The organism is Streptomyces mesophilus (assembly GCF_040300965.1).
Lineage (GTDB): Bacteria > Actinomycetota > Actinomycetes > Streptomycetales > Streptomycetaceae > Streptomyces > Streptomyces mesophilus_A.
Map to the genome: position 1 here is coordinate 38,998 of NZ_JBEPEW010000050.1, position 11,541 is coordinate 50,538.

The 11,541-nt window shown below is 71.8% G+C and carries 10 protein-coding genes; 7 read left to right on the forward strand and 3 right to left on the reverse strand.

What is annotated here, in order from left to right; genetic code table 11:
* The first annotated feature begins 287 nt into the window (after positions 1 to 287).
* The 3 genes from ABT367_RS19325 to ABT367_RS19335 all read left to right on the forward strand — a co-directional run bounded on the left by ABT367_RS19325 (position 288) and on the right by ABT367_RS19335 (position 4,658).
* Positions 288 to 3,215, forward strand: coding sequence for an AfsR/SARP family transcriptional regulator (locus tag ABT367_RS19325; protein WP_352254300.1), 2,928 nt, complete (start codon positions 288 to 290; stop codon positions 3,213 to 3,215).
* A 329-nt stretch (positions 3,216 to 3,544) separates the two neighbouring features.
* Positions 3,545 to 3,697 (forward strand): hypothetical protein, encoded by a 153-nt coding sequence (locus ABT367_RS19330; RefSeq protein ID WP_352254301.1) that lies wholly within the window; start codon positions 3,545 to 3,547, stop codon positions 3,695 to 3,697.
* A gap of 571 nt (positions 3,698 to 4,268) precedes the next feature.
* A complete protein-coding gene (locus ABT367_RS19335) occupies positions 4,269 to 4,658 on the forward strand; it encodes a VOC family protein (protein WP_352254302.1) in 390 nt (129 codons plus the stop codon).
* Positions 4,659 to 4,740: 82 nt separating this feature from the next.
* Here ABT367_RS19335 and ABT367_RS19340 read toward each other — a convergent pair whose 3' ends face one another.
* Positions 4,741 to 6,342, reverse strand: a complete 1,602-nt coding sequence (locus tag ABT367_RS19340) for a FadD3 family acyl-CoA ligase (RefSeq protein WP_352254303.1) — start codon at positions 6,340 to 6,342, stop codon at positions 4,741 to 4,743.
* Positions 6,343 to 6,461: 119 nt separating this feature from the next.
* On the opposite strand from ABT367_RS19340, the gene ABT367_RS19345 reads away from it, so the two are divergent.
* Genes ABT367_RS19345 through ABT367_RS19355 form a run of 3 tightly spaced genes read left to right on the forward strand, consistent with a single transcriptional unit; the run spans position 6,462 to position 8,836 of the window.
* The gene (locus tag ABT367_RS19345) at positions 6,462 to 7,616 is read left to right on the forward strand and encodes a lipid-transfer protein (RefSeq protein WP_352254310.1); all 1,155 of its coding nucleotides are present in this window, start codon (positions 6,462 to 6,464) and stop codon (positions 7,614 to 7,616) included.
* 6 nt (positions 7,617 to 7,622) lie between these two features.
* On the forward strand, positions 7,623 to 8,066 hold the full coding sequence (locus ABT367_RS19350) for a Zn-ribbon domain-containing OB-fold protein (RefSeq protein ID WP_352254304.1): 444 nt from the start codon (positions 7,623 to 7,625) through the stop codon (positions 8,064 to 8,066).
* A complete protein-coding gene (locus ABT367_RS19355; protein ID WP_352254305.1) occupies positions 8,066 to 8,836 on the forward strand; it encodes an enoyl-CoA hydratase/isomerase family protein in 771 nt (256 codons plus the stop codon). Before ABT367_RS19350 ends, ABT367_RS19355 begins: the two co-directional genes overlap by 1 nt.
* Positions 8,837 to 8,854: 18 nt before the next feature.
* On the opposite strand, the gene ABT367_RS19360 is transcribed toward ABT367_RS19355, so the two are convergent.
* The gene (locus ABT367_RS19360; protein ID WP_352254306.1) at positions 8,855 to 9,427 is read right to left on the reverse strand and encodes a hypothetical protein; all 573 of its coding nucleotides are present in this window, start codon (positions 9,425 to 9,427) and stop codon (positions 8,855 to 8,857) included.
* 162 nt (positions 9,428 to 9,589) lie between these two features.
* Here ABT367_RS19360 and ABT367_RS19365 point away from each other — a divergent pair, with 162 nt between their 5' ends.
* Positions 9,590 to 10,255 (forward strand): hypothetical protein, encoded by a 666-nt coding sequence (locus tag ABT367_RS19365; protein WP_352254307.1) that lies wholly within the window; start codon positions 9,590 to 9,592, stop codon positions 10,253 to 10,255.
* A gap of 5 nt (positions 10,256 to 10,260) precedes the next feature.
* Here the strand turns inward: ABT367_RS19365 and ABT367_RS19370 are convergent.
* On the reverse strand, positions 10,261 to 11,541 hold a 1,281-nt coding region (locus ABT367_RS19370), incomplete at its 5' end, for a PQQ-binding-like beta-propeller repeat protein (protein ID WP_352254308.1).

The window sequence follows — 11,541 nt, forward strand, 5'->3', positions numbered from 1 at the left end:
ACCACGGTAGCCTCTATCTGACGGATCGTCAGCTGTCTGGGCGGGGTGGGGTTTTCCTGGGGGGCTTCGGCGGTCCCCCTCCTCTTGGCGTCAGGAATCGGGGGCTCCGCCCCCGGGCCCCCGTGCAGATATGCAGTAAGGGTGGATGTTTGTGAGCTGTAGCCGATTCGTGCTCGTGGGGGCTGCGCCCCCACACCCCGCCAAGGCAAACTGGGCCCGGTGATTCCCGTACACCCGACGGGAGTTACCCAAATCAGGGCATAACGGGGGCCAGGGGGGCGACCACGATGGACGGTATACCGCGCGTGCCGGCCCAGCGGCGGCCGGAAACAATGGCGCCGCTGCAGTTCAGCCTGCTCGGACCGGTGCGGGCCTGGCGCGGCGGGGACCCGCTGCCGACCGGGTCCCCGCAGCAGCGGGCGCTGCTCGCCGCGCTGCTGCTGCGGCAGGGGCGGACGGCCACGGCCGCCGAGCTGATCGACGGCATCTGGGGTGAGGAGCCGCCGTCGCAGGCCCTGGCCGCGCTGCGTACGTATGCCTCCAGACTGCGCAAGATCCTCGACCCGGACTCGCTGGTCAGCGAGGCCGGCGGCTATGCGATCCGGATCTCCGCCGACGCGCTGGACCTCGCCGTGGCCGAGGAGTTGTGGACGGAGGCCGAGAAGGCGCGCGCGGTGGGGGATCTCTGCCAGGCGCGGGCGCTCATCAACAAGCTGCTCGGCCTGTGGGACGGCGAACCGCTCGCGCATGTTCCGGGACCGTACGCGGACACCCAGCGCACCCGGATCGTGGAGTGGCGCCTGCAGATCCTCGAGACCCGTCTCGACATGGATCTCGAGCAGGGCTGCCACGCGGAGGCCGTCTCCGAACTGACCGCGCTCACGGCCGCGCACCCGCTGCGGGAGCGGCTGCGCGAGCTCCTGATGCTCGCGCTGTACCGCAGCGGGCGCCAGGCGGAGGCCCTCGCGGTGTACGACGACACACGCCGTCTCCTCGCGGAAGAGCTGGGAGTCGACCCCCGCCAGGGCCTGGCGGATCTGCACCAGCGCATCCTGCGCGCGGACCCGGGTCTCGCGGAGCCGGCGGCTCCGCTGGCCCAGCCCGCCGCCGCGCCGATCCATCCCGCCCAACTGCCCGCCACCGTCTCCGACTTCACCGGGCGCGGCGCCTTCGTGTCCGAGCTCAGCGATGTGCTCGCCTCCGCCGAGGGCCAGGTGATGGCGGTCTCCGCCGTCGCCGGGATCGGCGGCGTCGGCAAGACCACACTCGCCGTCCATGTCGCGCATGCCGCTCGTGTGCACTTCCCGGACGGGCAGTTGTACGTCGACCTGCAAGGATCCGGCCCCCGCGTCGCCGAGCCGCAGGCGGTGCTCGGTGCGTTCCTGCGGGCGCTCGGCACCGCGGACGCGGCGATTCCCGAGACGCTTCAGGAGCGTTCGGCGCTGTTCCGTTCGGTGCTCGACGGCCGGCGCGTACTCGTCCTGCTCGACAACGCGCGCGACGCCGCGCAGGTCAGGCCGCTGCTGCCGGGCACCGCGGGCTGCGCGGCCCTGGTCACCTCACGCCACCGCATGGTGGATCTGGCGGGTGCACACCTCGTCGACCTGGATGTGATGTCGCCCGAGGAGGCCCTTCAGCTCTTCACCCGGATCGTCGGCGATGAGCGAGTGGCGTCGGAGCGCGAGGCGGCGCTCGACGTGGTGGCCGCCTGCGGTTTCCTGCCGCTCGCCATCCGTATCGCCGCCTCCCGGCTCGCCGCCCGCCGGACCTGGACGGTCTCCGTCCTCGCGGCGAAGCTCGCCGACGAGCGCCGGCGCCTGGACGAGCTCCAGGCGGGCGACCTCGCGGTCAAGGCCACCTTCGAGCTCGGCTACGGGCAGTTGGAGCCCTCGCAGGCCCGCGCCTTCCGCCTCCTCGGCCTCGCGGACGGCCCCGATATCTCCCTCGCGGCGGCCGCCGCCGTCCTCGACCTGCCCGAGGAGAAGGCCGAGGACCTCCTCGAGTCCCTCGTGGACGCCTCGCTCCTCGAATCCGCGGCGCCCGGCCGCTACCGCTACCACGACCTCGTACGCCTCTACGCGCGTTCCTGCGCCGAGCGCGACGAGCAGCCGCCCAGCGAGCGGGGGGCCGCGCTGTCGCGGCTCCTCGACTTCTATCTGGCGACGGCGGCGCAGGTGTACGCGATCGAGCGGCCGGGAGATCGCACCACCGCGCATCTGGCGGTCACCCACTATGCGGGGCTGCGCTTCGACGACAAGGCCCTTGCCCTTGACTGGTTGCACGCGGAGGCCGACTGCATCCTCGCGTGCGTGCAGCAGAACCTGCACGGCACGTACCTGGACCGAGCCGTGGACCTGCTGCTCGTGGCCAAGGACCTCGCCGAGTCGGGGGCGTCCTCACGCCGGTACGAGTCGGCCGCGCAGGCCGCGTGCGAGACGGCCGCCGGCTCACCGGTCGCCGAGGGACGCGCGCGCACGACGCTGAGCCAGGTGCACAGCAGGCTCGGCCGGTTCGCCCAGGCCGCCGAGGAGGCGGAGCGGGCCACCGAACTCGGAGTCGTCTCGGGTGACGCGTGGACGGCTGCCAACGCCCCCAACGAGCGCGGCATCCTGGCGCTCTACCGTCAGGAGTACGCGGACGGGGAGCGGTATCTGCAGCGGGCCATCGACGCCTTCCGCGCCGACGACAACGGTCCGGGTGCGGCGAGCGCGCTGTGCAATCTGTCCCGGATCCTGGTGGCCATGGGCCGCACGTCCGAGGCCGTCCGCCTCGCCGAGCAGGGCATCGAGATCTACGACGAGCTGGGGCTCACCCTGCGGCTCGCCAACGCCAGGCTGGCGCTCGGCATCGCGCTGACGCACGGCGGACGCGCGGATGAGGCGCTGACCCAACTCACCGACGCACTGGATGTGTTCGGCGAGATGCGGCAGCGCCTGTGGGAGGGGTCGGCGCATCTGCGGATCGCGCAGGCCCACTTGGCCAGGCGCAGCCCCGCGCGCGCGGCCCAGCACGCGGAACAGGCCCTCGCACTCGGCTGCATCGGCGGCGACTGGGCCCGCGCCAATGTCCTCACGACGCTGGGCAAGGCGCTCGACTCGCTCGGCCAGTCCGATCGGGCGCGCGCCTGCTGGCGGGAGGCGCTGGCGCTGCACGAGCAGGCGGGCGCGTCGGAAGCGGCCGACGTACGGGCACTGCTGACTCCGCTCGCGGCGTGAGCGAGGACGTGCCGACGAGGTCCTGAGCGAGGGCGTGCCGGGCAGGTCCTGAACGAGGGCGTGCCGGCGAGCTCCTGAGCGAGGGCGTGCCGGGCAGGTGAGGCAGCTGCGCGAGCGGTGTAAGTGAGCTCTGCGAGGCGGCCGTTCATCAATCGTTTATGACGGCACGCCACTGTGTTCCTCAGCGGCCCGTCGCGTCGGGGGGCAGACGGCTCGCGGGGATGTTCACCCTCTAGGGTGAACGGTCCAGCACGCCCGCTCGGCGGTCCTCGGGGGAGTCGCCGAGCGGGCGTCTCCACCACAGATCCCAAACAAAACAGGGGAACACGATGAGCGACGCCGACAAGAAGCCTGCTCCGGACGAAGAGATCACGACGCAGGACAGCCACGCGGGCAGCGAGCCGGTCAAGCCGACCGACAGCCACGCGGGCAGCGAGCCCGCCACCACGGAGGACAGCCACGCGGGCTCGGAAGAGGTGTAACGACTTCCTTCCATGACGGGGGATCGGCCGCGGCAGCGCGGAGGGGGAGCCCGCTGCCGCGGCCGACGCATGTCGTGCGGGGGTCTCGCGGGGTGAGGCCTTACGGGGTGGGGGCCACGCGGGGTGGGGGCCACGCGGGGCAGGGCCTCGCCGGGGGCGGTCCGCGGCGGACCGGGCCGAACACTGGGCTACGGGTGGAGGCCATGCACGGGATACAGGTGGAGGCCAAGCACCGGGATGAAGGCGGAGGCCAAGCACCGAGGGTGCAGGGGCCGCGCCCCCGCTGGGGCGCAGGGGCGAGCCTCGCCCGAAGCGTTGAGGGCGGAGCCCTCAAGAGCACACACCCTCCGTCAGGTGGGGGCCCGGGGGCGAAGCCCCCGGTTTCGGGAAGGGGCGGGTAGGGGAACTCCACCCGCCGCAGGCGCCCACCCGCACCCCCACCGGACCCGGCCCACACCAACCAGCGCCCACCCGCACCCCCACCGGACCCGGCCCGCCACCAACCGGCGCCCACCCACGCCCCCGGAACAACTCCGTTGCCCCACACGTCCACGCGAGTCAGGATGCCCGGATGACCTCACACATCCGGCACATCACCATCGACAGCCACAACCCCTACGCCCAGGCCCAGTTCTGGGCCGAAGTGCTCGGCGGGAAGATGAGCGACGAGGATCAGCCCGGGGATCCCGAGGCGATCGTCGAGCACGCGGGGGACACGATCCTGTTCGTGACCGTGCCCGAGGGCAAGACGCTCAAGAACCGTGTCCACCTCGACGTACAGCCGCAGGACCGTACCCGCGACGAAGAGGTCGACCGGCTGCTCGCCCTCGGCGCGACGCTCGAGAACGATATGCGCCGCCCGAACGGCAGGGGCTGGCAGACGCTCCTCGACCCCGAGGGCAACGAGTTCTGCGTCGAGCCCAGCCAGGCCGAGATCGACACGTTCCAGGCACGGAGCTAGCATCGGGCTCGACACCGAACTGGGCGCAGAGGCGGGCGCCGGGCCGGGCGCCGAACTGGGCGCACGGCCGGGCGCCGAGCCCCTAGCCCCGCCCCCGCAGCTCCGTCTTCAGCACCTTCCCGCTCGCGTTCCGCGGCAGCTCACTCACGAACTCGACCTGCCGCGGCACCTTGTAGTTGGCCATCTCGCGCCGGGACCAGGCGATCAGATCGTCCGAGGTGAGGGTCGAACCCGCGCGCCGTACCGCGTACGCCTTGCCGACCTCGCCGAGCCGCGCGTCCGGCACGCCGATCACCGCGACGTCCGCGATGTCCGGGTGCAGTCCGAGCAGTTGCTCGATCTCCGCCGGATACGCGTTGAAGCCGCCGACGATGAACATGTCCTTGATGCGGTCGGTGATCCGGAGGTTGCCCTCCTCGTCGAGCACCCCGACGTCCCCGGTGCGCAGCCAGCCGTCCGGCGTGATGGTCTTCTTCGTCTCCTGGGGGTCCTCGAAGTACCCCTGCATCACGTTGTGCCCGCGCACCATCACCTCACCGGACTTCCCCGCCGCGAGCGCCTCGCCCCCCGGGGAGACGACACGGACCTCCGTGCCGGGTATCGCCCGCCCCGAGGTCTCCGCGATCACCTGGGCCGCGTCCCCGCGCCGGCACATCGTGACGATCCCGCTGGCCTCCGAAAGGCCGTATGCCGTAAGGACGGTGGCGATCCCGAGCTCGGTGCGCAGCCGCTCGACCAGTTGCAGCGGGACCACCGCAGCGCCCGTGACGACGAGCCGCAGCGCCGACAGATCGTGCTTGGCGCGGGCGGGGTGGTCGAGGAGCGACTGGTGGAGGGTGGGCGGTCCCGGCAGCACCGAGATGCGTTCGCTGGCGATGTTGGCGAGCACCGTGTCCACGTTGAAGACCGGCTGCGGCACCATGGTCGCGCCGCGCATCAGACAGGCCAGGATGCCCGCCTTGTAGCCGAAGGTGTGGAAGAAGGGGTTGACGATCAGATAGCGGTCGCCTTCGCGCAGGCCCGCGAGTTCGCTCCAGATGTCGTAGCAGCGCAGGGACTGCGCGTGGGTGATGACGGCGCCCTTGGGGCGGCCCGTCGTGCCCGAGGTGAAGACGAGGTCCGAGGGTGAGGCCGGGTCGATGCCGGCTCCCCGCGCCTCGACCTCCGCGGCCGGCACCACGTCCCCGCCCGCCAGGAAGTCTTTCCACGTACGGAAGTTCTCCGGGGCGTCGTCGGACAGGACCACCACCTGCTCCAGGTGCGGGAGCGCCGGCAGCGGCCCGGAGCCCTCGCCCTCGGCGGTCGCCCGCCGCAGCGAGGCCACGTACGAGGTTCCGAGGAACGTCCCCGTGATGAACAGCAGTTTGGCGCGGGAGCGGCCGAGGACATACGCGGCTTCGCTGCCCTTGAAGCGGGTGTTGAGCGGGACGAGTACCGCGCCCGCCGACACCGCTCCGAGCGAGGAGACGATCCAGTCGAGGGTGTTGGGCGCCCACACCGCCACCCGGTCCCCGGGTTCGACCCCGCTCGCGATGCACGCCGCCGCCGCGCGTTCGACGCGCTTGCCGAGTTCCGCGTACGTGATCCGGGTGCGGCCCTCGACCACCGCCTCCTGCGCACTGTAACGCCGGGCCGCCGCACGTACCAGGCCCGGAATGCTGCCCCACTCAAGGTCGCCGCGCATCACTCGCTCTTCCCCGCGCATCGCAAGCCCTCCCACCGCAGTAGCTGACTATCCGTCAGATTAGCTGTAGCCTCCTCCGCTGTCAGCAGGGATGCAGGCGCGTGATCTCGGAGGTGGCCATGGCCGCGGGCGCATTGAAGGACGCTACAGCGATAGTCGGGATCGGCCAGACCCCCTTCGCGAAACAACTACCGGAATCCGAGAAGGCGTTGGCCTGCCGCGCCATCCTCGCGGCGCTCGACGACGCGGGCATCTCCCCCGCCGAGGTCGACGGTTTCGCCTCGTACACGATGGAGGAGACCGACGAGGTCGAGATAGCGAAGGCGATCGGCGCGGGCGATGTCACCTTCTTCTCCAAGGTCGGCTACGGCGGCGGCGGTTCCTGCGCCACGCTCGCCCATCTCGCCTCGGCGGTCGCGACGGGGCAGGCCGGCGTCGGTGTCGCCTGGCGCTCCCGCAAGCGCGGTTCGGGGCGCCGCCCATGGACCAACACCCAGGTCCAACTCCCCACACCAGGACAGTGGACCCGTCCGTACGGCCTGCTGCGGCCGGCCGACGAGATCGGCATGCTGACGCGGCGCCATATGCACGAGTACGGCACGACCCGCGACCACCTCTTCAACGTCGCCCTCGCCTGCCGCAACCGCGCCAACCAGAACCCGGCGGCGCAGATGTACGAGCGCCCGATGACCCGCGAGTCGTACATGACGGCCCGCATGATCAGCGATCCGCTCTGCCTCTTCGACAACTGCCTGGAGACGGACGGTGCGTTGGCGGCCGTCATCGTCTCCGCCGAGCGCGCCCGCGACTGCCGTCAGAAGCCCGTCTATCTGCACTCGGTCGCGCAGGGCCTGCCCGCACAGCACCACGGCATGGTCAACTACTGGAACGACGACCCACTGTCCGGTCCGGCGTGGACCGCCGCCCGACAGCTGTGGAAGCAGGCCGACTTCGGGCCCGAGGACATCGATGTGGCGCAGATCTACGACGCGTTCACACCGCTCATCCCGCTCTCCCTGGAGGGCTACGGCTTCTGCGGACGCGGCGAGGGTGGCGCGTTCACCGAGGGCGGCGCCCTGGAGATCGGCGGCCGGCTGCCCATCAACACCAGCGGCGGCGGCCTCTCCGAGGCGTACGTGCACGGCTTCAACCTGATCACCGAGGGCGTCAAGCAGCTGCGCGGCACCTCCACCGCCCAGGTCCCCGACGCGGCCACCTGCCTGGTGACCGCGGGCGAGGGCGTCCCCACGTCGGCCGTACTCCTGAGGAGCTGATCCCCGATGACCTCTCCCGACCTCCTGGCCCCGGTCGTCGACGACGACGGCGCGCCCTTCTGGGAGTACACCGCCCAGCACGAACTCCGCGTCCAGGCCTGCGCGAACCCGGAGTGCGGCGAACTCCGCTTCCCGCCGCGCCCCTGCTGCCCGCACTGCCAGTCCTTCGACAGCGAGTGGCGGCGGATGAGCGGCAAGGGCCGGATCTGGTCCTACGTCTTCCCGCATCCGCCGCTCCTTCCGGCGTACGCGGAGATGGCCCCGTACAACGCGATCGTCGTCGAACTCGCCGACGCCCCACGCATCCGCCTCGTCGGCAACCTCGTCACGGAGGCGGGCGCCGCCTGGAACTCCGTGGATCCGTCCCGGCTGAGGATCGGGGCGCGGGTGCAGGTGGTGTTCGCGCGGATCGGCGAGTTCACGATGCCGCAGTGGGTCCTGGAGCGCTGATGTCCCTACGTGTGGAGTGCGACAAGGAGACCGGGGTCGCGGTCCTGACCCTGGACCGGCCCGAGAAGCACAATGCGATCGATCTGGAGACGGCCGCCGAACTGACCGCCGCCTGGCGGCAGTTCAGATTCGATCCGTCGGTACGGGCCGTCGTGATCACCGGCGCGGGTGAGAAGGCCTTCTGCACCGGGATCGACCGGGGCGTGGACGTGCCGCAGCCGCCGTCCCCGTACACGATCGACGATCCCCTGGTCGCGATCGGGCCGAAGGCCTGCGACCTGTGGAAGCCGGTGATCGCGGCGGTGAACGGGATGGCCTGCGGCGGGGCCTTCTACCTCCTCGGCGAGAGCGAGTTCATCGTCGCGGACGAACGGGCGACGTTCTTCGATCCGCATACGACGTACGGGATGGTGAGCGCGTACGAGGCCATCTACATGGCGCAGCGCATGCCGTTCGGGGAGGTCGCGCGGATGTCCCTGATGGGGACGGCCGAGCGGGTCTCGGCGCGGCGCGCGTACGAGGTCGGGCTCGTCTCCGAACTCACCGCGCCGGGCGAGGCGTTGGCGGCCGCGGTGTCCTCGGCCGAGGTCATCGCCTCGTATCCGCCCGAGGCCGTCGAGGGCACGGTGCGTGCGGTGTGGGCGGCGTCGGCTCCGGCCCGGGCGCAGGCGGCGGCCCAGGCCCCCCAGCTGATCGGCCTCGGCAACCTGCCGTCCGGCGAACAGGCCGGGCTCTTCGGCAAGCGGCAGCCGGGGTTCCGGCTGCGCTGAGCTTTCCGCCGGCGCCGGTCAGTCCAGCAGGGTGACCTCGTAGACCTCGCAGCCCTGCACCTTCGGTGCCTGCGAGGAGTCGCTCATGGGGATCCGGACCTTGCGTGTCTCGCCCGCCTTCAGCGTCAGGGTCGTGTCGTTCGCGTCCTGCCCCACGTCCATGACGTCCACGAACCCGACGCCCACCCGGTACCTGCCGCCGCTCACCGCGTGCACCTCGACCTCGGAGGCCTTGTCGTAGCCGGGCTTGCGGAGCTTGCCGCCCTGCCGCTTCTTCTTCGCGGACCGGGAGTCGTCGCCGAGGCACTTCACCACGACCGCGTACGCCCCATCGCTGGCCACCGTGGGCTCCGGCTCCTCGGTCGGCTCCTGTGCGCCGCCGGACGAGGTGCCCTCGTACCCGGAGTCGTCGTCATAGTCGTCGTTGTCGTGGTCGCGGTACCCGCCCGTCGAGGAACCGCTCGACTTGTTGCTGGAGCATCCGCCCCCTCCGGAGCCGCTCCCCGACCTGCTCTTGCCGCTGCCGCTCTTCCCACCGGATGTGGACGACGTCTGGAAGCCGGTCAGCGCGAGCACCACGGCGACCAGCACGACTGCGAACCTGACACGACGAAGCCGCACTGCGGGCCCCTCCCCCGATCAACGAATCGAACCGGCGGCACCTTAGCAGCAGCGAACGGAGCCGGTTCCCGGTGGTGAGACGCGGGGGTGCGGCGTAGCGTCGGGAACGAGAGCCCTTATGGGAGGTCACCGATGAGCCGCGTCCGCAACGTCCTCGGGTCGGTCCTCGCTCTCGCCGGAGCGGCGGCCGTCGTCTGGAGCCCCTTCCGTGCCTGGTACGACGGCCGTCTCGGCCGTGATTACCGCATCGACGAGCTGTTCTCGGCGGACGGTGTCACGGACGACAAGGCGCAGTTGTTCGGCTCGCTGTTCCTGCCCTTCCTGTTCGTCGCGATGGTGACGCTGGTGGGCGTGGTCGTGCGCTCGCGGCTGCTGCTCGCATTCGCGGGCATCGTGGCGATGGGGTTCGCGGTCCTGTGGATGGTGCGCGTGGGCCAGGCGGAGGGTTCGCTCTCCGTGGACGCGGACGGCAACGGGCTCGATGTCGGCGCGGGCAGCGCGTTCGTGGGCGGGGCGATGATCCTGCTCGCGGCGCTGATCATGTCCGGCCGGCCCCGCAGGGCGGCTCCTGCGCCGGCGGCCCCGGCGTCCACGGTGCCGACCCTGGACGGCCCGGACCCCCACGCCCCGGACTCGTTCGACGCGTTCGACGACCGCTCGTCGTCGTCCCCGCCTCCGGCAGCGTCCCCGCCGCCTCCGATGCCACCTGTGGACGGGCCGCCCCCTGAGCAGCAGGACGGTCCTCCCCCGGCCTGGCACAAGCCTCCGCCGTCATCCGGCTCGGGCTCCGGCGGCTGATCCAGTTACCGCGCCGTCCCCGTCCCCTTCACCGCGTCCAGCGCGTACACGCAGCGGTCCTTGCTGCACGCGTACACGACGCCCGCCTGGGCGACCGGCGCCCCGGTGATCTCGCCGCCCGTCGCCAGTTTCCAGCGGAGCTGTCCGCCCACCGCGTCAAGGGTGTACAGGCAGTGGTCGGCGGAGCCGAAGTGCAGCCGTCCCTCGGCCGCGACCGGTGAACCGATGACCTCGCCGCCCGCCTGGAAGCGCCACTTGGGCGTACCGGTGACGGCGTCGAGGGTGTAGAGCCCGTTGCCGGCGCCCACGTGCACATGCCCGGAGGCCACGAGCACCGGGTCGATGGACGACCGCGACTCCGTGGCGATCCGCCACCGGTCCCGCCCGTCCTTGGCGTCCAGGGCGTACACCGTGCCCAGATAGTCCGCGAGGTAGACCCCGCCGCCGGTGACCGCGGCGCCGGGTGCGTACGCGGGCGGCGACAGGAACACCGCGGGTGCCTCGAAGTGCCAGCGGACCTGCCCCGACGTGATGTCGATGGCGAGCACGCGGGTCCCTGCGGCCACGTACACCGCACCGTCCGACGCCGGGGTCAGCCGGACCGGCACGCCCCCGCAGGAGGCGGCGTCACCGATGGGATACGACCATCGCTCGACGCCCGTACGGGCCTCGACGGCGCGCAGCCTGGCGTCCTTCCACAGGAACACCGTGCCCTCGTGGATGACGGGCCCGGCCTCCGGCGTCTCGAAGTCGGTCTGCGCCCCGGTGATCTCCCAGAGCTTCTCGCCGTTCGCCGCCTCGTAGCCGCATACGGCACCGCCGCGCAGCCCGGCGACGACCGTGCCGCGGTCGGCCTTGAGCGAGTACACCCAGGCGTCCGTCGCGAAGCGCCACAGATCGGTGCCGTCGGCCGCGTCGAGCGTGAAGAGGGTGGGCCCGTCGGAGGCGTGGATCCGGCCGTCGGTGATCGCCATCGACCAGGCCACGTCACGGGTCTTGAACTGCCGCCGCCCGGTGGCCACATCGAGCGCGTGCACCTCGAACGACGTGACGTACACCCGGTCGCCGACGACATGCGGCGTGCCCCAGACGTCGTTGGACATCCGGAACCGCCACGGCCGCCAGGCCGCCGGTTCCGCGGACGGCACCGGCACCACGGGCACGGGCTCCGCGCCGTTGACACCCGCCGAACGCGACCACGACGCGGCGAGCGCCGCCTCCGGTGCGCCCACCCGCTTGTCCGCCTCGCGCCGTGCGTCGGCGACCCGGGGGCCGGGCCCGATCGG